Source organism: Pseudomonas sp. SIMBA_067, assembly GCF_046534675.1.
Lineage (GTDB): Bacteria > Pseudomonadota > Gammaproteobacteria > Pseudomonadales > Pseudomonadaceae > Aquipseudomonas > Aquipseudomonas putida.
In genome coordinates, this window is sequence record NZ_JAWRYH010000004.1 from 193,061 (window position 1) to 215,931 (window position 22,871).

General features: G+C 63.6%; 21 protein-coding genes. 9 read left to right on the top strand and 12 right to left on the bottom strand.

Annotation, left to right across the window (positions count from 1 at the left end; genetic code table 11):
- Positions 1–497 precede the first annotated feature (497 nt).
- On the bottom strand, positions 498–665 hold the full coding sequence (locus tag SB765_RS11360) for a DUF6026 family protein (protein WP_410931337.1): 168 nt from the start codon (positions 663–665) through the stop codon (positions 498–500).
- A gap of 203 nt (positions 666–868) precedes the next feature.
- Here SB765_RS11360 and gnd point away from each other — a divergent pair, with 203 nt between their 5' ends.
- The 5 genes from gnd to SB765_RS11385 all read left to right on the top strand — a co-directional run bounded on the left by gnd (position 869) and on the right by SB765_RS11385 (position 6,543).
- Positions 869–1,852, top strand: a complete 984-nt coding sequence (gene gnd / locus SB765_RS11365) for a phosphogluconate dehydrogenase (NAD(+)-dependent, decarboxylating) (RefSeq protein WP_341796262.1) — start codon at positions 869–871, stop codon at positions 1,850–1,852.
- On the top strand, positions 1,849–3,354 hold the full coding sequence (gene zwf / locus SB765_RS11370) for a glucose-6-phosphate dehydrogenase (protein WP_341796261.1): 1,506 nt from the start codon (positions 1,849–1,851) through the stop codon (positions 3,352–3,354). The genes gnd and zwf overlap by 4 nt, the downstream gene beginning before the upstream one ends.
- Before the next feature lie 73 nt (positions 3,355–3,427).
- Entirely contained in the window at positions 3,428–5,224 is a 1,797-nt protein-coding gene (locus tag SB765_RS11375) for a glycoside hydrolase family 15 protein (RefSeq protein ID WP_410910041.1), read from the top strand.
- A gap of 256 nt (positions 5,225–5,480) precedes the next feature.
- On the top strand, positions 5,481–5,768 hold the full coding sequence (locus SB765_RS11380; RefSeq protein ID WP_063422603.1) for a HigA family addiction module antitoxin: 288 nt from the start codon (positions 5,481–5,483) through the stop codon (positions 5,766–5,768).
- Between the two features lie 154 nt (positions 5,769–5,922).
- A complete protein-coding gene (locus SB765_RS11385) occupies positions 5,923–6,543 on the top strand; it encodes a TetR/AcrR family transcriptional regulator (protein WP_341796259.1) in 621 nt (206 codons plus the stop codon).
- Positions 6,544–6,634: 91 nt separating this feature from the next.
- Here the strand turns inward: SB765_RS11385 and preA are convergent, their stop codons facing one another.
- The 3 genes from preA to hydA form a co-directional block, all read right to left on the bottom strand.
- Complete coding sequence (gene preA, locus SB765_RS11390) at positions 6,635–7,909, bottom strand: NAD-dependent dihydropyrimidine dehydrogenase subunit PreA (protein ID WP_410931338.1); 1,275 nt, start codon at positions 7,907–7,909, stop codon at positions 6,635–6,637.
- The gene (locus SB765_RS11395) at positions 7,910–9,277 is read right to left on the bottom strand and encodes an NAD(P)-dependent oxidoreductase (RefSeq protein ID WP_410931339.1); all 1,368 of its coding nucleotides are present in this window, start codon (positions 9,275–9,277) and stop codon (positions 7,910–7,912) included.
- A gap of 156 nt (positions 9,278–9,433) precedes the next feature.
- Positions 9,434–10,873 (bottom strand): dihydropyrimidinase, encoded by a 1,440-nt coding sequence (gene hydA, locus SB765_RS11400; RefSeq protein WP_410931340.1) that lies wholly within the window; start codon positions 10,871–10,873, stop codon positions 9,434–9,436.
- A gap of 342 nt (positions 10,874–11,215) precedes the next feature.
- On the opposite strand from hydA, the gene SB765_RS11405 reads away from it, so the two are divergent.
- Positions 11,216–12,721: an NCS1 family nucleobase:cation symporter-1 gene (locus SB765_RS11405; RefSeq protein ID WP_341796256.1), complete on the top strand. Its 1,506-nt coding sequence runs from the start codon at positions 11,216–11,218 to the stop codon at positions 12,719–12,721.
- A gap of 11 nt (positions 12,722–12,732) precedes the next feature.
- Complete coding sequence (locus SB765_RS11410) at positions 12,733–14,016, top strand: Zn-dependent hydrolase (RefSeq protein ID WP_197898881.1); 1,284 nt, start codon at positions 12,733–12,735, stop codon at positions 14,014–14,016.
- Positions 14,017–14,127: 111 nt separating this feature from the next.
- Here the strand turns inward: SB765_RS11410 and SB765_RS11415 are convergent, their stop codons facing one another.
- The 6 genes from SB765_RS11415 to nhaB form a co-directional block, all read right to left on the bottom strand.
- Positions 14,128–14,655: an AAA family ATPase gene (locus SB765_RS11415; RefSeq protein ID WP_341796254.1), complete on the bottom strand. Its 528-nt coding sequence runs from the start codon at positions 14,653–14,655 to the stop codon at positions 14,128–14,130.
- Positions 14,656–14,689: 34 nt separating this feature from the next.
- The gene (locus SB765_RS11420; RefSeq protein WP_341796253.1) at positions 14,690–15,649 is read right to left on the bottom strand and encodes a ribonuclease Z; all 960 of its coding nucleotides are present in this window, start codon (positions 15,647–15,649) and stop codon (positions 14,690–14,692) included.
- A 16-nt stretch (positions 15,650–15,665) separates the two neighbouring features.
- Positions 15,666–16,166 carry an NUDIX hydrolase gene (locus tag SB765_RS11425; protein WP_241800954.1) on the bottom strand — a complete coding sequence of 167 codons (501 nt, stop codon included), beginning with the start codon at positions 16,164–16,166 and terminating at the stop codon, positions 15,666–15,668.
- 31 nt (positions 16,167–16,197) lie between these two features.
- Positions 16,198–16,743 carry a lipocalin family protein gene (locus SB765_RS11430; protein ID WP_016498835.1) on the bottom strand — a complete coding sequence of 182 codons (546 nt, stop codon included), beginning with the start codon at positions 16,741–16,743 and terminating at the stop codon, positions 16,198–16,200.
- Positions 16,744–16,814: 71 nt separating this feature from the next.
- Positions 16,815–17,438: a dihydrofolate reductase family protein gene (locus tag SB765_RS11435; RefSeq protein ID WP_410931341.1), complete on the bottom strand. Its 624-nt coding sequence runs from the start codon at positions 17,436–17,438 to the stop codon at positions 16,815–16,817.
- Between the two features lie 258 nt (positions 17,439–17,696).
- A complete protein-coding gene (gene nhaB / locus SB765_RS11440) occupies positions 17,697–19,199 on the bottom strand; it encodes a sodium/proton antiporter NhaB (protein ID WP_410931342.1) in 1,503 nt (500 codons plus the stop codon).
- A gap of 150 nt (positions 19,200–19,349) precedes the next feature.
- Between nhaB and SB765_RS11445 the strand changes: the two genes are divergently transcribed.
- Both SB765_RS11445 and nudC read left to right on the top strand, forming a co-directional pair.
- Complete coding sequence (locus tag SB765_RS11445) at positions 19,350–20,162, top strand: crotonase/enoyl-CoA hydratase family protein (protein ID WP_410931343.1); 813 nt, start codon at positions 19,350–19,352, stop codon at positions 20,160–20,162.
- A gap of 35 nt (positions 20,163–20,197) precedes the next feature.
- On the top strand, positions 20,198–21,028 hold the full coding sequence (nudC, locus tag SB765_RS11450; protein WP_341796250.1) for an NAD(+) diphosphatase: 831 nt from the start codon (positions 20,198–20,200) through the stop codon (positions 21,026–21,028).
- On the opposite strand, the gene SB765_RS11455 is transcribed toward nudC, so the two are convergent.
- Positions 20,996–21,775: a TSUP family transporter gene (locus tag SB765_RS11455; RefSeq protein WP_016498840.1), complete on the bottom strand. Its 780-nt coding sequence runs from the start codon at positions 21,773–21,775 to the stop codon at positions 20,996–20,998. The genes nudC and SB765_RS11455 overlap by 33 nt on opposite strands.
- Positions 21,776–21,977: 202 nt before the next feature.
- Positions 21,978–22,808, bottom strand: coding sequence for an alpha/beta fold hydrolase (locus SB765_RS11460; RefSeq protein WP_410931344.1), 831 nt, complete (start codon positions 22,806–22,808; stop codon positions 21,978–21,980).
- Positions 22,809–22,871 lie beyond the last annotated feature (63 nt).

Here is a 22,871-nt window from a genome sequence, read left to right on the forward strand (position 1 = left end):
AAGATATTTCGTGTTGGTTCTCTCTAATTCGAAACTGCTTAGTGCGTTCCATGCCCCAGGGTCGTGCGCGCAGGCACAGCGCGATCGGCATTCCGGCCGAAGGCGATTGGACTGTTTGGGGTGTGCGGGCTCAGGATCGGGATAGCCCGATGCGTCTGGCCTGCTTATGTTGATGACCCGCCGGGTTTCCTGAAAGTTCGACTTTTTTTGGGTCACTCTTCCACTGAGCAATTGGCGGGCCGAAAACCGAGTGTAGGAGAGAAAGTGATAAAAAGGTGACCCACTGGTCACTATTGTTATGTGCGCAATAGACGCAAACGTTGGCGTTTGTGACCGGTTGTGAAATGGTTTGGGCGACGGTGGTGCGGGGTGGTTGAGGGGTGGGCCAAAATGTGGCTCGCCACCGGTAACGCACCTTGATGGTGCGCAACAAGTTGAATGGGTAGCTTTGAAAGCGGCGAGTGGGAGCCAGGCAGCCCCCACAAGAGGGAGAAAAACTAGAGGCTTGTAGCCTTTTCGCCAGCGCGCTGTTGCGCCAGCAGCAGGTTCAACTGGGCGACCTGTTGGCGCAGCTGGTCACGTTCGTCTTTCAGTTTACGCAGCTCATCACGGCGCACGGAGACATAGAGGGTCTGGGTTGGGGTTGCAGGCATCAAGGTACCCATGAGCACACCTCGCGGTTTTGGCTGGTGACAAGTCAAAGCGTAGACGCTTCACGCGGGGCGCATTCTGAATTCTTTTGCAGTTGGTGGGAACTTTTTTGTTTATCGTGGTCTTGCCGTTCGTCGCTGAACCCTCGGGCGGCATGCTGGACTAATCTGAAACGCTGGACTGTGTTGTCATCCATTTCGTAAGGGAGCATCGGCTCATGCAATTGGGAATCGTCGGGCTGGGCCGCATGGGCGGCAATATCGCAAGGCGCCTGATGCGCGCCGGCCACCGCACCGTGGTGCACGACCGCAACCGCGAGGCTATTACCGGGCTGGAGGGCGAGGGCGCGCAAGGCGCGCACGACCTCGGTGCGTTGGTACAAAAGCTGAAAGCGCCGCGCGCAGTGTGGGTAATGCTGCCGGCCGGCGAGCCCACCGAGCAGACCATCGCGCAGCTGGCCGAGCTGCTGGAGCCGGGCGATGCGATCATCGACGGCGGCAATACCTTCTACAAGGACGACATGCGCCGCGCTGCCGAGCTGGCAAAACGCGGCCTGCATTACCTGGACGTCGGCACTTCTGGCGGCGTATGGGGCCTGGACCGTGGCTATTGCATGATGATCGGCGGCGAAAAGGACGTGTTCGAGCGCCTGGAGCCACTGTTCAAGGCGCTGGCCCCGGGCGTGGGTGACATCCCGCGCACGCATGGCCGCAGCGGCGAGCACCAGCGCGCCGAGCATGGCTATATCCACGCTGGCCCACCGGGCGCCGGGCACTACGTGAAAATGGTGCATAACGGTATCGAGTACGGCCTGATGCAGGCCTATGCCGAAGGCTTCGACCTCCTGCGCAGCAAAGGCGGCAACGAGCTGCCGCAAGACCAGCGCTTTGACCTGAACGTGGCCGAAATCGCCGAAGTGTGGCGGCGTGGCAGCGTGGTGACCTCATGGCTGCTCGACCTCACCGCCGATGCCTTGGTGGCCGACCCGCAGCTGTCGCAGTTCAGTGGCTCGGTATCCGACAGTGGCGAAGGCCGCTGGACCATCGATGCCGCCGTCGAGCAGGCGGTGCCGGTGCCGGTGCTGTCCAGCGCACTGTTTGCGCGCTTCCGCTCGCGCCAGCAGCAGGGCACTTATGGTGACAAGGTCCTTTCGGCCATGCGCCTGGGCTTCGGTGGCCACGTCGAGAAGAAAGGCGAATGACCAAACAGACCATTCCAGCCGCCCCCCCTTGTACCCTGTTCCTGTTTGGCGCCAATGGCGACCTGGTCAAGCGCCTGCTGATGCCGGCGCTGTACAACCTCAGCCGCGACGGTTTGCTGGACCGCAACCTGCGCATCGTTGGCGTGGACCACAACCCGGCCAGCGCCGAGGATTTCGCCGCGCGCCTGCATGCGTTCATGCTCGAGCGTGACAAAGGCGGCGAGGGCAGCGCCAAGTGCCTGGACGAAAAGCTCTGGGCACGCCTGGCCAAGCGCCTGGATTACCAGACGGGCGATTTCCTCGACCCGGCCACTTACCAGGCCCTGGCCAAGCGCATCGACAAAACCAGCCACGGCAATGCCATCTTCTACCTGGCCACCTCGCCGCGCTTCTTCCCCGAGGTGGCGCAGCGCCTGGGGCAGGCTGGCTTGCTCGACGAGTCTGGCGGCGGCTTCCGCCGCGTCGTGGTCGAGAAGCCATTCGGCACCGACCTGGCCAGCGCCGAGGCGCTCAACGCCTGCCTGTTGAAAGTGATGGGCGAACGGCAGATCTACCGCATCGACCATTACCTGGGCAAAGAGACGGTGCAGAACATTCTGGTCAGCCGCTTCTCCAACGGCCTGTTCGAATCGTTCTGGAACAACCACTACATCGACCACGTGCAGATCACCGCTGCGGAAACGGTCGGCGTCGAAACCCGTGGTGCGTTCTACGACAGCACCGGGGCCCTGCGCGACATGGTTCCCAACCACCTGTTCCAGTTGCTGGCAATGGTGGCCATGGAGCCACCGGCCGCGTTCGGCGCCGACGCGGTGCGCGGCGAAAAGGCCAAGGTGGTCGGTGCCATTCGCCCATGGTCGGCGAAAATGGCCCTGAAAAACTCGGTGCGCGGCCAGTACAGTGCCGGCAAGCAGGGGCGCAAGCAGCTGCCCGGCTACCGCCAGGAGGCCAACGTGGCGCCTGACAGCCAGACCGAAACCTATGTGGCGCTTAAGGTGATGATCGACAACTGGCGTTGGGCTGGCGTGCCGTTCTACTTGCGCACCGGCAAGCGCATGAGCGTGCGCGACACCGAAATTGCCATTTGCTTCAAGCCCGCGCCCTATGCGCAGTTCCGCGAGTCGGAGCTGGAGCGGCCCAAGCCCAACTACCTGAAAATCCAGATTCAGCCCAACGAAGGCATGTGGTTTGACCTGCAGGCCAAACGGCCCGGCCCGGAGCTGGTGATGGAGAACGTCGAGATGGGCTTTGCCTACAAGGACTTCTTCAAGATGACCCCGGCGACCGGCTACGAGACGCTGATCTACGACTGCCTGACCGGTGACCAGACCCTGTTCCAGCGGGCCGACAACATCGAGAACGGCTGGCGGGCGGTGCAGCCGTTTCTGGATGCGTGGGCGCAGGCCAGCGAGGTGCATGAGTACCCGGCTGGTGAAGACGGGCCGGAAGCCGGCAATGAATTGCTGACCCGCGACAAGCGCGAGTGGCACCGCTTGGGGTGAGACTTTTGTAAAGCCTGTGCCGGCCCTTTCGCGGCTAAAGGTCCGGCACAGGCAATCACATCAAGGAGACCTAATGCCTGCCCACATCGAAGACTACGCCTTGCTGGGCAATTGCCGCAGCGCCGCCCTGGTCAGCCGCGATGGCTCCATTGACTGGCTGTGCCTGCCACGCTTCGACGCCCCCGCCGTGTTTGCGGCCCTGCTGGGCAATGAAGAAAACGGCCGCTGGCGCCTGGCCCCCTGCGACCCGGTCGAGCACACCAGCCGGCAATACCTGGAGGACACCCTGGTACTTGAAACCACCTGGGTCACCGCCTCTGGCCGGGCACGGGTGCTCGACCTGATGCCCCTGGGCGAGGTCAACTCGGTGGTGCGCATCGTCGAAGGCCTGGCTGGCGAAATCAACTTCGAGATGGACCTGGTCCTGCGTTTCGACTACGGGCGCAGCGTGCCTTGGGTAGAAAAGCTCGACCCCCTGACCCTGAGCGCTGTGGCCGGCCCCGACCGCCTGATCCTGTGCAGCACGGTCCCCTCGCACGCCCGTGACCACCACACCGTTGCACGTTTTCGCGTCTGTGCGGGGGAGCGCCATGTGTTCAGCATGCGCCACCAACCCTCGCACCTGCCTGTGCAGCCCGATTGCGATGTCGAGGCTGCGCTGCAGCAAACCCTCCAGCAATGGCAGGCCTTCGCTGCCCGGTGCCCGCAGGTAGGCCCCTATACCCCGCTGGTGCGCCGCTCGTTGCTCACCCTCAAGGCCATGACCTACGCCCCCACTGGCGGCATCGTCGCCGCCGTCACCACCTCGCTGCCCGAGCGTGTGGGCGGGGAGCGCAACTGGGACTACCGCTTCTGCTGGCTGCGCGACGCCACCATGACCTTGCTGGCGTTCATGAACCTCGGCTACTTCGACGAGGCCCAGGCCTGGCGCGAATGGCTGCTGCGCTCGGTAGCCGGCAACCCCGAGCAAATGCAGATCATGTATGGCCTGGCGGGCGAGCGCGACCTGCAGGAATACACCTTGCCGTGGCTGGCCGGTTACGAGCATTCGCAACCCGTGCGGGTAGGCAATGCCGCATCGCAGCAGATGCAGCTGGACATCTATGGCGAACTGGCCGATGCCATGTCCCAGGCGATCAAGGGCGGCCTGCCGCGCCACCCGCGCAGCGCCGCCATCTCCCGCCTGATCATGCCTTACCTCGAAGGCATCTGGCGCGAGCCGGACGAAGGCATCTGGGAAGTGCGCGGCGGCCGGCAGCAGTTCGTCCACTCCAAGGTGATGGCCTGGGTCGCCTTCGACCGTGCTGCGGGGTTGGCCGACACCACTGAAGAAGGCCGCGAGCGCGGGCAGCATTACCGCCAGGTGGCCGACGAGATTCACCGCGAAGTCTGCGAGCAAGGCCTGGACCCCAGCGGCCAGTTCTTCGTCCAGGCGTATGGCTCTACCGAAATGGACGCCAGCCTGTTGCAAGTTGCCCTGACCGGCTTCCTGCCGGTGGATGACCCCCGCTTTTTACGCACGCTGGAGCAGGTCGAACGGCGCCTGCTGAAGAACGGCCTGCTGATGCGCTACGACAGTGACAGTTGCAGCGATGGCCTGACGCCGGGGGAGGGCACCTTCCTGGTGTGTTCGTTCTGGCTGGCAGACGTTTATGTTTTGCTGGGCCGCCAGGCTGAAGCCGAAGCGCTGTACCAGCACCTGACCGGCCTGACCAACGACCTTGGCCTGCTGGCCGAACAATACGACCCGGCCGGCCAGCGCATGCTCGGCAACTTCCCCCAGGCGTTCAGCCATATCGGCATCATCAACACCGCACTCAATCTTCATCGCGCACAGTGCCCGGTGCGCGACCGGGCGAGGTGCGGGTAGCGGATGAACGTAGCAACTGCCTTGCTCAATATCTAGAATCGCGTGAGATCCCTGTGGGAGCGGGTTTACCCGCGAAGAATACAACGCGCAGCATGGCACCGGCTTCGCCGGTGTTCGCGGGTGAACCCGCTCCCACAAGGTGCGCGATAGGCTTGGTACTCCGTCAATTGTGACGCATTGCGTCACATATATTGTCTGTATGAGTGTGATGTGTAGGGTCACACTAGGTGCGTACACCTAGTTCGGAGAGCTGTTCATGACTTTGCACAATCCGCCACATCCTGGCGAAACCTTGCGCGAAGATGTTTTGCCAGCGCTTGGCCTGACGGTAAAAGCCTTCGCGTCGCACCTTGGGTTTTCCCGCGAAGCGCTTTCGCGGGTACTGCATGGCCGCGCGGCAATGTCTCCGGACCTGGCTGTACGCCTGGAGATGGCGGGTATCAGTACCGCCCGCCTATGGTTGGCCATTCAGGCTGATTACGATATCTGGCAGGCGCGCCACCGCCATCAGCCCGTGATTACCCGGTTGTTTCAGGCCGCGTGATATAAAAGTGTGAAACGAGCGGAGTAGACTAGGCCAAACCCCTTCGGCACGGAGCACACATGGGCATTCGCGGTACTGACCGGCAAATCGACAATATCGAGTTCAGTGACGGCCGGTTGACCGGTGGCTTGGCGGTTTGGGCGGCCCAAGCCTGATGGCCAATCACAAGATCGAAATTCGCCGACGCAATATCGAGAAGATCTTGCAGGCGGCGGAAAAGGTGTTTGCCGAGAAAGGCTACGGCGCCACCTCCATGGGGGACATCGCCGAGCAGGCCGAATTGCCACGCTCCAACTTGCACTATTACTTCAGCACCAAGGACGAGTTGTTCCGTGCGGTGCTGCAGGACCTGCTGGATGTGTGGAAGCAGGACGCACTGTGCTTCGAGAACTTCGACGACCCGCGCGTGGTGCTGACCAGCTACATCAGGGCCAAGATGGGCCACTCGCGCTCGCGGCCGCTGGGCTCGAAGATCTGGGCCGAAGAGATGCTGCACGGGGCGCCGGTGCTTGGGGTGAACCTGGATGACAGCCTGGTGCCCTGGGCGAAATTGAAGGAAGCCAAGATTCGCCGTTGGGTGGAGGAGGGGCGTATTCTGCCGGTGGAGCCGTCGGCGTTGTTGTACATGATCTGGGCGTCTACCCAGCACTATGCCGACTTTGGTTACCAGGTGCAGTTGCTCAATGGTGGTGAGGTGCTTTCGGACATGGCGTTCGAGAGTGCGGTGCAGACGGTGACCAGCGTGATCTTGCGGGGGATCGGGCTGGAGCCCTGACCCGAGGTTCCAGCCTGACGCGGTCCATTATAGGAGCGGCACAAGGCCGCTCCTATACCGATCGCGTTGCTGGTTCAGGCAGTGATCTACCTCAACTGGCCTCGCGGTAGGGGTTACGCGGGTCCTGCGTCCAGTTCAGGTACGGCTTGCCGGTATCCTGCGCCTGCATCTCGATGCAGTTTTCTACCGGGCAGGTGATCTGGCACAGGTTGCAGCCCACGCATTCCTCTTCGATCACGCTGTAGGCATGTGTGCCATCTGCCTTCAGCGTGCTGGCAATGGCCTGGTGCGAGGTATCCTCACAGGCGATGTGGCAGCGCCCACAGCCAATGCACGCCTCCTGATCGATGTGCGCCACCGATTTATAGTTGATGTCCAGGTACTTCCAGTCGGTGGTGTGCCCCACCGCCTGCCCGCGGAACGCTTCGACAGTGTGATGCCCATGCTGGTCCATCCAGCGCGCCAGGCCGTCCTTCATGTCCTCGACAATACGGAACCCGTGCAGCATCGCCGCGGTGCACACCTGCACGGCGCCACTGCCCAGGGCGATGAACTCAGCCGCATCACGCCAGTTGCCGATGCCGCCAATGCCGCAGATCGGCAAGCCGCGCGTTTCCGGGTCGCGGGCAATTTCCGCCACCATGTTCAGGGCAATCGGCTTCACTGCCGAGCCGCAATAACCGCCATGGGTGCTCTGGTCACCGACGATGGGGTGGGCGACCATGCGGTCCAGGTCGACGCTGGTGATGGAGTTGATGGTGTTGATCAACGACACCGCATCGGCCCCGCCGCGGTGCGCAGCGCGAGCTGACTGGCGGATGTCGGTGATGTTCGGCGTGAGCTTGACGATCACCGGCAGCGAGCAGTACGTCTTGCACCAGCGGGTGACCAGCTCCACGTATTCCGGCACCTGGCCGACTGCCGCACCCATGCCACGTTCCGGCATGCCGTGCGGGCAGCCGAAGTTCAGCTCGATGCCATCGGCACCGGTGGCTTCCACCAGCGGCAGGATGAACTTCCACGAGTCCTCCACGCACGGCACCATCAGCGACACGATCAAGGCTCGGTCGGGCCAGTCTTTCTTCACCTGGGTGATTTCGTGCAGGTTGATTTCCAGCGAACGGTCGGTTATCAGCTCGATGTTGTTGATGCCCTGCACCAGGCGGTTGGCGCCGTAGTGCGCCGAATAGCGCGACGACACGTTGACCGCCGCCGGGTCCTCGCCCAGGGTTTTCCAGACCACGCCGCCCCAGCCGGCCTCGAAGGCGCGGACCACGTTGTAGGCCTTGTCGGTTGGCGGTGCGGACGCCAGCCAGAACGGGTTGGGTGCCTTGATCCCGGCAAATACGATAGACAAGTCGGCCATTTACGCTGCCTCCACGTTGAGCATGAGTTGGGCATGGATGGCTTCGGCGGCCAGCTTGCCGTGCTGCACGGCCTGGACGGTAAGGTCCTGGCCCAGGGCGGTGCAGTCGCCGCCGGCATACACGCCCGGCAGGCTGGTCTGCAGGGTTTCGTCAACGCGAATGCGCTCACCCTCGCGGGCCAGTTGTGCGGCCACCGGGTCGACGAGGCAGGCATCGTCGAAGCGCTGGCCGATGGCCTTGAAGATGGCATCGGCGGCCAGCTCGAAGGTTTCGCCGGTGTCGCGCAGGCGGCCGTCCGCCAGTTCGGTGCGGGCAAAGCGCATGCCGCGCACCTTGCCGGCGTCGTCCAGCAGCACGGCGTCGGGGCGGGCCCAGGTGTGCAGGCGCACCTGGTTGGCCTTGGCGATGTCCTGCTCGTGGCCGGTGGCGCCCATGTCGGCGTGGCCACGGCGGTACACCAGGTTGACGTCGCGGGCCCCCAGGCGGCTCATCTGCACGGCCATGTCGATGGCGGTATTGCCAGCACCGATCACCAGGCAGCGGTCGGCCAAGGGTAGCTGGCTCAGGTCATCGGCCTGGCGCAACTCGCGGATGTATTCGGTGGCGGCGAGCACGCCAGGGGCTTCTTCATCGGGCAGGCCCAGCTGGCGCACGGCGGTCAGACCGAGGCCGAGGAACACCGCGTCGTACTGATCGCGCAGTTCGCCCAGGCTGAGGTTGCCGCCCAGGCGCTGGCCATGGCGTACTTCGATGCCGCCAATGCCCAGCAGGAACTCCACTTCACGCTGGGCGTAGTCGTCGACCAGCTTGTAGCGGGCGATGCCGTACTCGTTAAGCCCGCCGGCCTTGTCGCAGGCCTCGAACACCACCACGTCATGCCCGTGCATGGCCAGCCGGTGCGCGCAGGACAGCCCGGCAGGGCCGGCGCCGACTACGGCGATGCGTTTGCCGGTAGCCGGTGAGCGCTTGAACGGGTGTTCGGTGAAGTGGGCGTTGTCAAGGGCGTAGCGCTGCAACTGGCCGATCAGTACCGGTGCACATTCCTGCGCGTTGTTGCGCACGCAGGCTTGCTGGCAGAGGATTTCGGTGGGGCAGACGCGGGCGCAGCTGCCTCCCAGGATGTTGGCCGAGAGGATGCGCTCGGCGGCGCCTTGCAGGTTTTCGTCGCTGATGCGGTGGATGAATGACGGGATGTCGATGTCACTGGGGCACGCGTTGACGCAGGGGGCGTCGTAGCAGTACAGGCAGCGCGCACTTTCGACGGCGGCCTGGCGGGCGGTGAGGGGTGGGGCCAGGTCGCTGAAGCGCTCGGCCAACTGGTCGGCACCGGCCCGGGGGCGCGGCAAGTGGTTCAGGGCGTCGATCACGGTTGTAGCCTCTCTCTTTATTATATTTGGCTTGAAACGGGGGCGCTGTGCGCCCAATCGCCGGCAAGCCGGCTCCCACAGGGAGCCCACAGGCCTCGAGAGCTGCGCGGTCGAGGTGGGAGCTGGCTTGCCGGCGATGGAGCAGCCCCAATGGCCTCAGCGCTGAACGGGCGTCGGGCGCTGCTGTTCGGCGCGTCGCCCCAGCACCTCGTACACCGACGGATACGCCGGCCGTTCCACATACCGCCCCGCACCGGCCTCGGCGCGCAGGTCGCCATCGGCCCAGAGCACCTTGCCTTGGCTGATGGTGTGGCTGGGGACACCGCGCACAGTGCGCCCTTCGAAGATGTTGAAGTCCACCCGCTGGTGGTGGGTCTGGGCCGAGATCGTGCGGGTGCCCTGCGGGTCCCACAGCACCAGGTCGGCGTCGGCACCCACGCGGATGGCGCCCTTGCGCGGGAACAGGTTGAAGATTTTCGCCGTGTTGGTGGAGGTCAACGCAACGAACTCATGCATCGACAGGCGCCCGCTGTTGACCCCGGCATCCCACAGTACCGCCATGCGGTCTTCGATGCCGGCGGTGCCGTTGGGGATGCGGCTGAAGTCGTCGCGGCCCATGGCTTTCTGCTCGGCGCAGAAGCAGCAGTGGTCGGTGGCCGTGGTGTGCAGGTTGCCCGACTGCAAGCCGCGCCACAGCGCCTCCTGGTGTTCGCGCGGGCGGAACGGCGGGCTCATCACGTAGCCGGCGGCAGTGGCCCAGTCCGGGTCACGGTAGACGCTGTCGTCCAGCAGCAGGTGCCCGGGCAGGACTTCGCCGTACACCGGCTGGCCCTTGGCGCGCGCATAGGTGATTTCATCCAGCGCTTCACGGCTGGAAATGTGCACCACATACAGCGGCGTACCAATCGTTTCGGCAATGCGGATGGCGCGGCTGGCCGCTTCACCTTCCACTTGCGAAGGGCGCGAAAGCGGGTGTGCCTCCGGCCCGGTCAGGCCCTGGGCCAGCAGTTTTTTCTGCAGGTGGTAAACCAGCTCGCCGTTCTCGGCATGCACGGTGGGCACCGCGCCCAGTTGCAGGCAGCGCTCGAAGCTGGCCACCAAGGTGTCGTCGGCGGCCATGATCGCATTCTTGTAGGCCATGAAGTGCTTGAAGCTGTTCACCCCATGCCGGGTCACCAGTTCGCCCATCTCCTCAGCCACCTGCTCACTCCACCAGGTGATGGCCACATGGAAGCCGTAGTCGCTGGCGCTCTTTTGCGCCCAGCCGCGCCAGGTGTGGAAGGCCTCCAGTAGCGACTGCTGCGGGTTGGGGATGACGAAGTCGATGATCGACGTGGTGCCACCGGCCAGGCCCGCAGCGGTGCCACTGAAGAAATCCTCGCTGGCCACCGTGCCCATGAATGGCAACTGCATGTGGGTATGCGGGTCGATGCCGCCGGGCATCAGGTACTGGCCGCTGCCGTCGAGGATCTCGCAGTCGGTGGGCGGTTCGAGGTTTTGCCCGATGGCACGGATCAGGCCATCGGCACACAGGACATCGGCGGGGTAACTCTCTTCGTGGGTAACCACGGTGGCGCCACGGATCAACAGGGACATGCCGTTTTCCTCGCAGGCTGACCGGTCTGGGCCGGTTCTTGGAATTGTTTCGGGTGCAGGGCAGGCAGGGTGGTTAATCCTGTCAGTCCTGACAAGATTCGAGGCTAGATGCTGATCTGGGAATCTTCAAGAAAATTTTCCTATAAATTTTATGGTTTTTAAATATCTGATATTTAAGGATTAATTTTTAAAGACCCGCTGACTTCGGGCCTTTCAGGGGTTGTTGACTGACTTGACAAGATGGAATTCTGGTCAAGATTTCTAAGCACATACGCGTGTGTACTCCGGCCATCGAATTAGCCCGATGAGCAAACAACTACAAGAAAATCTGGAGAAGGGCCCATGCAACAGAGCAGATCGGAAGTGGTCGAGCAGGATGGCCTGTTTGAGCTGTCCGAGGGCAGTGATGTCCTCGACAGCCCGCGCTACAACCACGACATCGCACCGACCAAGGTGCACCAGCGCACCTGGAACAAATGGCACATCACCGCCTTGTGGGTGGGCATGTCCATCTGCGTACCCACCTACACCCTGGGCGGCGTGCTCACCGCCTACTTCGGCCTCAGTGTCGGCGAAGCGCTGCTGGCGATCCTGCTGGCCAACGTGATCGTGCTGATCCCGCTTACCCTCAACGCTTTCCCCGGCACCAAGTACGGCATCCCGTTCCCGGTGCTGCTGCGCTCGTCGTTCGGCATCCTCGGCTCCAACGTACCGTGCCTGATCCGGGCCGTGGTCGCCTGTGGCTGGTTTGGTATCCAGACCATGTTCGGCGGGCTGGCCATTCACCTGTTCCTTGGCTCGGTGTTCGATGGCTGGAAGGCCTTGGCCGGCACGGGCGAGGTGATTGGTTTCATGATTTTCTGGTGCCTGAACCTTTGGGTGGTGCTGCGCGGCGCCGAGTCGATCAAGTGGCTGGAAACGCTGTCGGCACCGCTGCTGGTGGCGGTGGGCGTCGGCCTGCTGTTCTGGGCCTTGCCACACATGTCGATGACCGAACTGCTGGCGCAACCACCCAAGCGCCCGGAAGGGGCGAGTGTGGTCGGTTACTTCTGTGCAGGGCTTACGGCCATGGTCGGCTTCTGGGCCACCTTGTCGCTGAACATTCCCGACTTCAGCCGCTACGCCCGCAGCCAGAAGGACCAGATTCTCGGGCAGATCTTCGGCCTGCCGCTGACCATGTTCCTGTTCGCTTCGCTGGGGGTGGTGCTGACCGCCGCCTCGGCGTCGCTGGTGGGTGAGACGGTGTCAGACCCGGTCAGCCTGATCGGCAGGATCCACAGCCCGTTCTGGGTGGCCCTGGCCATGGCGCTGATCGTGATTGCCACACTGTCGACCAACACGGCGGCGAACATCGTGTCGCCGACCAACGACTTCCAGAACATCGCCCCACGCCTGATCGGGCGCACCCGCGCGGTATGGCTGACCGGCTTTATCGGCCTCGTGCTGATGGGCCATGAGTTGCTGAAGAAGCTTGGCCTGATCGTCTCCGACCTGAGCCTGGAGAGCGTGTATTCCAACTGGCTGCTGGGCTATTCCAGCCTGCTCGGGCCGATTGCCGGGATCATGGTGGTGGACTACTTCCTGATCCGTCGGCAGCAGCTGGACCTGGCCGGGTTGTACCGCGACGACGTGTACCCGGCGTGGAACTGGCCCGGGTTTGCCGCCTTCGGCTTGCCGGTGGCGCTGACGGTCATGGCGATTGGCAACAGCAGTTTCAGCTGGTTCTACGACTACGGCTGGTTTACCGGCTCGCTGCTGGGCGGCGCGCTGTACTACGTCTTCGCCAGTTTGGTTGTGGGCGCGGGTTCACCCGCGAAGAGGCCCGCAGCGACAACAAAAAAAGCCTGAAGGAGAAACCCGTGACCCCAGTCAAAGAGATCCTCAAGACCACTGCTCGGCATGTCGACAGCAACCGCCTGTGGCAGTCGCTGATGGACCTGGCCCGCCTCGGTGCCACCGCCAAGGGCGGCGTCTGCCGCCTGGCCCTGACCGACCTCGACCGCCAGGCCCGCGACCTGTTCGTGCAGTGGTGCGAGGCCGCCGGTTGTACGGTCAGCATCGACGCTGTCGGCAACATCTTCGCCCGCCGCCCGGGGCGTAACCCCAAGCTGCCCCCGGTAATGACGGGCAGCCATATCGACACCCAGCCCACGGGCGGCAAGTTCGATGGCTGCTTCGGGGTGATGGCCGGGCTGGAGGTGATCCGTACCCTGAACGACCTGGGCGTGGAAACCGAAGCCCCGCTGGAAGTGGTGGTGTGGACCAACGAAGAAGGCTCGCGCTTTGCACCGTGCATGATGGGTTCAGGGGTGTTTGCCGGCAAGTTCACCCTGGAGGAAACCTTGGCCAAGCGTGATGCCCAGGGGGTCAGCGTCGGTGAAGCCTTGAACGCTATCGGCTATGCGGGCCCGCGCGCGGTGCTGGGTCACCCGGTCGGGGCCTATTTCGAGGCCCATATCGAACAGGGCCCGATCCTTGAGGACCAGGCCAAGACCATCGGCGTGGTGCTCGGAGCGCTGGGGCAGAAGTGGTTCGACCTGACCTTGCGCGGCGTTGAAGCCCACGCGGGGCCGACACCCATGCACCTGCGCAAGGACGCCTTGGTCGGCGCTGCCGCCGTGGTGGAGGCGGTCAACCGTACCGCCCTCGGCCACCAGCCCCATGCCTGTGGCACTGTGGGTTGCCTGCAGGCGTATCCAGGCTCGCGTAACGTGATCCCGGGTGAGGTGCGCATGACCCTGGACTTCCGCCACCTGGAGGGCGAGCAACTGAATGCGATGATCGCCGAGGTGCGCGGGGTGATCGAGGCAACCTGTGCCAAGCATGGCTTGAGCCACGAACTGGTGCCTACGGCCGACTTCCCGGCGTTGTACTTCGACAAAGGCTGTGTCGATGCCGTGCGCGCCTCGGCGCAGGCGCTGGGGTTGCCGCACATGGACATTGTCAGCGGCGCGGGGCATGACGCGATCTTCCTGGCCGAACTAGGGCCAGCGGGGATGATTTTCGTGCCCTGCGAAAACGGCATCAGCCACAACGAAATCGAGAACGCCACGCCCGATGACCTGGCGGCGGGCTGCGCAGTGTTGCTGCGGGCGATGCTGGAGGCGTCGGAAGCGATTGCCAGCGGGCGCTTGGCGGCCTAGCCAGAGATTGATGTTGCCTGCACTGGCCCTATCGCCGGCAAGCCAGCTCCCACAGGTACAGCGCCGCCCTCAGGCCCGGTGATACCCCTGTGGGAGCTGGCTTGCCGGCGATCAGGCCGTAACAGGCGATGAAAGGCTCGCCAGAAACACCGCGATCTGCCGCTCACCACGCAGATGCACAACCGGCACCTGCGGCCCGATTGCCTGGCGGTTCGCTTCGATACCTGGGCGATAGCCCCGGTCGAACGTCCACACAAACTTCAGGAAGGTCAGAAACGCCCGGTCCAGCCGCTCTGTGCACCCGGCCGGCAGGTCTGGCCGTGGCTTGTTCATCACACTGCGCAGGATGACCCGCTTCAGGCATGTCAGCCGTGGTGTATCCAGCCAGATGACCAGGTCGGCCCTTGGCAAGCGCAGGTCGAAGGTGCGGCGGCTGTAGTTGCCCTCGCATACCCACGCTTGCCCGCTAACCGCATCGCGTACCCGGCTGCGAAAGGTCTCGGCATCCGGTTCTACCCAACCGGCCTCCCAGAACAACGTGTCGAGGTGTACCACCGACGTCCCAAGGCGGGCGCCGATCTGGCGGGCCAGGGTTGATTTGCCACTGCCGGCGTTGCCCAGAATCACGATGCGTTGCATGGCCAAGTCCTTTTGGAAAACCGGCCATGCTAATTCATCCGGCTGGCTCAAGACAGCCATCACGGCCAATGCGATAGCGCTGCAGGTCCTGCGCCAGGATCAGTTGCCCGTGGTAGTGGGCGAGGGCTTCGTCACGCACGTTGTCGATATTCGGGCTGCGCCGCGGGTCGTTCTGGTAACGGGCGCTGAAGTGCGTCAGCACCAGGTTGCGCACGCCTGCGCTTTCGGCAAAGCGCGCCACCGCCGCCGCGGTACTGTGGCCGAAGGTGACCCCGGTGCGTTCGACCACGGCCTGGGTGAACGTGGCTTCGTGCACCAGCACATCCGCGCCTTGGGCAGCGTCGGCCAGCAGCTCGGGGGTATCGTTGTCGCCGCAGACGATCACCCGCCGCGGTGGCCGGGAAGGGCGCAGGTAGTCGTTGCCGTTCAGCAACTGCTCGCCATGCTGTACCGTCAAACCCTTGGCCAGCTCGCCCCACAGCGGGCCACGCGGTATGCCTTCGGCTTCCAGGCGGGGGATGTCCAGGCGCGGTTCGGGGTTGAGTTCGGTGAACACGAATCCGACGCTCGGCACGCGGTGTGACAGCTGAACGGTGGTCACCTGCAGGGTATCGTTGCGCCATTCGACCAACTCTTCCACGGCCAGCAGGCGCAGTTCGAACGGCAGGAAGGTGTCGCTGGCTACCAGGCCCTGGCGTACCCAGTCATGCAGCGCAGCCGGCAGGATCAGCTCCAGCGGTTGGGTACGCCCGCTCATGCCGGCACTGGCCAGCAGGCCGGGCAGGCCGAAGCAATGGTCGCCGTGCACGTGGGTGATGAAAATGGCGCGCAGGTCGCGGATCGACAGCGGGGTCCGCAGCAGCTGATGCTGCGTGCCTTCGCCGCAGTCGACCAGGTACCAGCCGCTGCCATTGGCCTCGATCACCGCCGTGGCGCTGACATTGCGTGCCTTGGTTGGCACCCCGGCGCAGGTGCCGAGGAACAACAGGTCCATGCTCAGGTTCCTTGTTTCAACCCAACAGCGCCAAGTCGTGCAGCAACGCCTGCAGCCCTTGTGGCACCAGCGGGCAAGTGCGCTCGAAATCGGCGCTGTCGCACCAGCGGGCGCGGAACGGGCTGCCGTTGGACTCGTGGCCGTCCAGCCAGGCGCGCTGGTACAGGCTGGCGTCGTCGAAGCGCGCATCGTACACCTGCACGACCTCATGCCCCGGTTTGCCGGCATAGGTGAACAGGCTTTCTAGGGTGCCGAGCAGGCGGACATCACTGATCGGCTGGCCCAACTCCTCCATGATTTCCCGCGCGATGGCATCGCGGCCCAGCTCTCCGAACTCGATACCGCCACCCAGTGGGCGGGACAGCGTCTGGCCGGTGACGGGATCATCGAACACGTTGACCAGAATCTTGCCCTGGTGATGGAACACGCACAGGGCAAGAAAACGGATGCGGGGTGCTGACGGCGGCTTGGTATTCAACGGTCTCGTTCCTTCGAGGCGAGAAAGGGCGCACACCATAGCCGGATTGCCGCCAGCCGTCGACCGCCTGCTAGTCTCCCTGCCGCCAGATGAGCTTGCTGGTGTCATACCCTTGCTCCCGGGCGATGGTCAGCAGTTGCTCGCGCTGCTGGTCGGTGACCGCAGGCGTGCGTGAAAGCAGCCACAGGTACTCGCGGTTGGGGTGGCCGACCAACGCCACGCGGTAGTCCTTGTCGTGGTACAGCACCCAGTACTCGCCCTTGGTCAGGCCCGGTGCCAGGCGGCTGAACCAGTTGTCGAAGCGCACCCACAGCTTGTCGGTGCTGCCCGGCTGCTGGGCCTCGGCGATGCCCTTGGCTTCGTTCCACTGGCCGTCCTTTTCCTTGCAGCGGTTGGTCACGTCGATCCGGCCATCCGGGCGCAGACCATAGTGTGCCTCGGACTGCACGCAGTTGCGCTGGAAGAACATCGGCAGCCGGCCCAGTTCATACCAGGTGCCCTGGTAGCGTTGCAGGTCCACCTGCTGGGTGTGCGGTGGTGCCGGTTGATCGTTGCCGGCGCAGCCGAGCAGCGCCAGGGTCATGCAGGAAAGCAGCAGCGTAGTGCGCAGCGCCATGGTTGACCTCCTTGGAGCGGATAGGGGCTTCCTGTGTTTCGATGCCTGCGCGGGGCAAAAGTTGTACGGGATTACACCACGTCGAATGAACCGGTCTGCACCTGGCCTGCGCGCACGTAGCGGCTGATGATCACACCCTTGGGCGAGACTTGCGACTGCTGCAAGGTAAAGGCCGCTGCTGATGCGTCATGACCGAACAGGCGTTTGCCGTGGCCGAGTAGCAGCGGGTGGGTCAGCAGTTGCAGTTCATCGACCAGGTCTGCCGCCAGCAGTTGCTGCACCAGTTCGGCGCTGCCCTGGGTCAGCAGGTTGGCGCCGTCCCGTTGCTTGAGCGAGCGTACCCCAGCGGCGATGTCCGTGCCGAGAGCGTGGCTGTTGTGCCAGTCGAGGGTGGCAGGGGTGTGGGTGGCCACATGCTTGGGCACGCTGTTGAACAGGTTGGCGATGGAGAAGTCTTCGGCGTTGTCTTTGATGTTTGGCCAATAGCCGGCAAAAATGTCGTAGGTGCGCCGGCCCAACAGCAGCTCAAATGGCTGGCTGAACAATGCCTGCATCGCCTGGCCAAACACTTCCTCGGCGTAGGGCACGATCCAGCCGCCGTAGGCAAAACCGCCGCTGGTGTCTTCCTTCGGGCCGCCGGGAGCTTGCATCACGCCGTCGAGGCTGATGAAGGCGGCTACGATGAGTTTGCGCATGGGGACTCTCCTGTTGGCAGCCCGGTGGCTGCTTTAATGGGTAGTCGAATGGCACCAGGCAGAATCGACACAGGTCTCGAAAGTGATGCAGTTCCTGTGTAGGAGCGGCCTTGTGCCGCGAACGGGCTGCGAAGCTGCCCCAGGATTTCAGCGCAAATGCACAAATTGCCGGGGCTGCTTCGCAGCCCGTTCGCGACACAAGGTTGCTCCTACAAGAGACTGAATTAGCCGATCACAAGGGGCCCGTGCAGGTTTACATCACAGCCAGTAGGTCACCGCCCACCAACCCAGCCCACCCATCACCACGGTATAGGGCAAGGCCATCCACACCATCCGCCCGTACGACAGCCGGATCAGCGGCGCAATCGCCGAGGTCAGCAGGAACAGGAACGCTGCCTGCCCATTCGGCGTTGCCACGCTGGGCAGGTTGGTGCCGGTGTTGATCGCCACCGCCAGCGTTTCGAAATGCTCGCGGCTCATGCTGCCATTGAGAAACGCCTGCTTCACTTCGGTTATGTAGATGGTGGCGACGAACACGTTGTCGCTGATCGCCGACAGCAAACCGTTGGCCAGGTAGAGCATGCCCGGTTGCTGCTCGGCCGGCAGCGTCAGCACCCAGCTGATCAATGGGCTGAACAGCTGCTGCTGATGGATAACCGCGACCACGGCGAAGAACACCACCAGCAACGAGGTGAACGGCATGGCGTCCTGGAAGGCGCGGCCCAGCCGGTGTTCATCGGTGATACCGGTAAACGCCGTGATCAGCACGATCACCATCAGGCCAATCAGGCCCACTTCAGCCACATGCAGCCCCAGGCAGACGATCAATATCAGCGCTGCAAACCCTTGCACCCACAGCGCGATGCGCTGGGCCTGAGTGCGCGCGGCGTCGTCCTCGGCCGCGTAGGCGGCCAGCACCTGGCGCACCGGCTCGGGCATCAAGGTGCCGTAGCCGAACAGGCGCAGTTTTTCCAGCAGCACACAGGTCAGCAGGCCGGCACCCAGCACTGGCAGCGACACAGGTGCCACCTTGACGAAGAAGTCGGCGAAGTGCCAACCCATCTCGTGGCCGATCAGCAGGTTCTGTGGCTCGCCCACCAAGGTGCACACGCCACCCAGGGCGGTACCCACTGCGCCGTGCATCAGTAGGCTACGCAGGAAGTCGCGGAACTGGTCGAGGTCTTCGCGGTGCAGGTGGGCGATCTGCTGGTCGCTGTCCACCGCGCTTTCCTCGCGCGGGTTGGCGCCGGATGCGACGCGGTGGTACACGGCGTAGAAGCCGACCGCAGCGCTGATGATCACCGCCGTCACGGTCAGCGCATCGAGAAACGCCGACAGAAACGCCGACAGCACACAGAACAGCAACGCCAGAACTGCCTTCGAGCGTACCCCGAGCAAAATGCGCGAAAACAGGAACAGCAGCAGCTCCTTCATGAAATGGATACCGGCGACCATGAACATCAGCAGCAGGATCACCGGGAAGTTGTGTTGCAGTTCCTCATACAGCGCCTGTGGCGTGGTCATCTGTAACAGCAAGGCTTCGATCAGCAGCAGGCCGCCAGGCATCAGCGGGTAGCACTTCAGCGCCATGCCCAGGGTGAAGATGAATTCGAGCACCAGCGCCCAGCCGGCTGCAACCGGGCCAACGGTAACCAGCAGCAGCGGGTTGAGCACCAGGAACAGGCAGATGACCGCCTTGTACCAAAGCGGCGACTGGCCCAGAAAACCGTGGGCGAGGGCGCCGGACAGGGAGCGTGACATGAATATGTATCCTTATGATTCGGCGATGGCGCACGGTGCCGGATTGGCGCGTCTTAGGCAAGGCGTGCAGTCCCGTTTTTGGCACAAGTACGGCCATCGGGCTGGGTTAACATCCACGCCATGAATTCTTCACCCGCAGGAGTGCCGCCCGTGACCGAGTACAGTGCGTTCAAGGTTGAACTGACCGACAACATCGCCCACGTTCAGATCAATCGCCCGGAAAAGGTCAACGCGATGAACGCGGCCTTCTGGGAAGAAATCATCACTATCTTCCAGTGGATCGACGACACCGATGCCGTGCGGGCGGTAGTGATCAGTGGTGCAGGCAAGCATTTTTCCGCAGGCATCGACCTCATGATGCTGGCCTCGCTGGCTGGGCAAATGGGCAAGGACGTGGGGCGCAATGCGCGCTTTCTGCGTAGCACCATCCAGCGCCTGCAGGCCTCGTTCACCGCCGTGGACAAATGCCGCAAACCCGTATTGGCGGCCGTGCAGGGCTACTGTATCGGCGGCGCCATCGACCTCATCTCGGCGTGCGACATGCGTTACTGCAGCAGCGACGCGCAGTTCTCGATCAAGGAAATCGACATGGGCATGGCCGCCGACGTCGGCACACTGCAACGTTTGCCACATATCATTGGCGACGGCATCATGCGTGAGCTGGCCTTCACCGGGCGCAACGTTGCGGCCGACGAGGCCCTGCGCATCGGCCTGGTCAACCGGATCTATGATGATCAGGCCGCACTGCTGGACGGTGTCTTTGCCATCGCCCGGGAGATTGCTGCAAAATCGCCGATCGCCGTGGCCGGCACCAAGGAAATGCTCAGCTACATGCGTGACCATCGCATCGACGATGGCCTGGATTACATCGCCACCTGGAACGCCGCGATGCTGCAGTCCGAAGACCTGCGCGTGGCCGTGGCGGCGCACATGAGCAAACAGAAACCGACGTTCGCCGACTGATCGGGCCGGGGGACGCGCAGTCAAGGAACCCCGACATGTCAGCACGCTGGACTACTGCAGTACTCGACCCGCAGATCACCGGGGGCGTGGCCGTGGCCCGGAGCCCGGAAGGGTTTCTGGTGGACGACAACGGCGCGCTGTTCCCCCGCGACTGGCTCAAACGCCAGGACCTCGACGTGTTATGCGAGCATGGCATCGGCCATTTCGACGGCCAGCCGGTGTTCCTGCTGGAGCTGCGCAGCGCCACCGACGTGCCCGGTTGCCACTGGCGTGGCCTGCGGGCATTCATGCTCGAAGGCGACTTCGACACCTACAAAGTACTGGGTTATGCCGCGCAGATCGGCACCTGGGCCCGCGAGCACCGTTTCTGCGGCAGCTGCGGCCAGGCGATGACGCAAATTCGCTGGGAGCGGGCGATGTACTGCCAGCCATGCGACCTGCGCAGCTATCCGCGTATTTCGCCGAGCATGATAGTGCTGGTGACCCGTGGCGATGAAATCTTGCTGGCGCGCTCGCCGCGCTTCGTCACCGGGGTGTACAGCACCTTGGCGGGCTTTGCCGAGCCGGGGGAGTCGGCAGAAGACTGCCTGGTGCGCGAAGTGCGTGAAGAGGTGGCGGTGGACGTGCGGAACATCCAGTACGTCGGCAGCCAGTGCTGGCCATTCCCGCACTCGATGATGCTGGGCTTTCATGCCGAATACGCGGGGGGCGATATCGTCATGCAGCCGGACGAGATCGAGGACGCCCAGTGGTTCAGCGTCCACGACCTGCCACCGTTGCCGGCCGGGCGGTCGATTGCCCGGTACCTGATCGATCTTTATGTGGCCAGGCGCTTAGGCTTGCCCGAACCAGTGCTGCCACGCTAGGCGCACGGTCAAGGCGAGCACCACGGTGATGAACACCGGGCGGATGAATTTGCTGCCGCCACTGATCGCCGTGCGTGCGCCAAAAAAGGCACCAACCATCACCGACAGGCCCATGCACAGGCCGACGACGTAATCCACCTGCCCGGAAATGATGAACACCGTCAGCGCCGCGATGTTGCTGACGAAGTTCATGCTACGCGCCACGCCGCTGGCGCGGACCAGGTCGATGGGGTACAGCAGCAGGGTGCTGACCGTCCAGAACGCCCCGGTACCCGGGCCGGCCACGCCGTCGTAGAAGCCCAGGGTGAAGCCTTGCGGCACTTGCCACTTCTTCTTGATCGGCGCATCGGCATCCAGCGGCGCCTTGGGTGTGCCGCCGAACAGCAGGTAGATGCCACAGGCGAAGACGATCACCGGCAGCATCTTGTTCAACCACTCGGCTGGCATGTAGTGGGCGATGACCGCACCCAGCAACGCCCCGGTCAAGGTGGCGAACAACGCCGGGCGCCACTGCGCCGGGTGGAACAGCTTGCGCTTGTAGTAGGTGAAACCTGCGGTGGCCGAGCCAAAGGTGGAGCTGAGCTTGTTGGTGCCCAGTACCAGGTGCGGGGGCATGCCGGCGGTGAGCAGGGCCGGGGTGGTGAGCAGGCCCCCGCCACCGGCGATGGCATCGATGAAACCAGCGACGAAGGCGACCAGCGCCAGGATGAGCAGGGTTAGGGGTTCTACGGTGAGTTCGAAGGGCATGGGGGTCTTGGCAGGCAGGGAGGCAAGGTGCGGCAAAGGGCCGCGCTATAAGGGAGACATGGTAAGCCTGGGAGGGGTGTGTTGCCAGTGCCGGCCTCTTCGCGGGTAAACCCGCTCCCACAGGTTCAGCGTAGAACCTGAGGGCAGCGCTGTACCTGTGGGAGCGGGTTTACCCGCGAAAGGGCCGTTACAGGTGATTACATCAGCTACGGATAAACGCCAGCAAATCCGCGTTGATCACATCGGCATGAGTAGTCGGCATGCCATGCGGGTAGCCTTTGTAGGTCTTCAACGTGCCATTGGGCAGCAGCTTGGCCGACAGCACCCCGGAGTTTTCATACGGCACGATCTGGTCATCGTCCCCATGCATCACCAGTACCGGCTGTTTTATGCCTTTGAGGTCTTCGGTGAAATCGGTCTGGGAAAACGCCACGATGCCATCGTAATGGGCCTTGGCACTGCCCATCATGCCTTGGCGCCACCAGTTGGCGATGATGCCTTCGCTGGCTTCGGCACCGGGTCGGTTGTAGCCGTAGAACGGTCCGGCTGGCACATCCCGGTAAAACTGCGCCCGGTTGCTGGCCACCTGGTTCTGGAAATCATCGAACACCGACTTGGGCAGGCCACCGGGGTTGCCGGGGGTTTGCACCATCAAGGGCGGCACGGCGGCGATCAGCACGGCTTTGGCCACGTTGTCCTCAGGGTACCGAGCCATGTAACGCACCACCTCGCCACCCCCGGTCGAGTGGCCGACATGTACGGCGCCCTGGGTGCCCAGGTGGGCAACCACGGCGGCTACGTCGTCGGCGTAGTGGTCCATGTCGTGGCCGTCCCATACCTGGCTGGAGCGGCCGTGACCTCGGCGGTCGTGGGCCACCACGCGATAGCCCTGGGCGAGGAAGAACAGCATCTGCGCGTCCCAGTCGTCGGCACTGAGCGGCCAGCCGTGGTGGAAGTGGATCACCGGTGCATCGCGCGGGCCCCAGTCCTTGTAGAAAATCTGCACGCCGTCTTGCGTCGTTACATGGCTCATGATCGTGTCTCCTGTATGCAGGAACCGAAGGGAGCTATTGAGAATAGGGCAGATTTCGGCGAA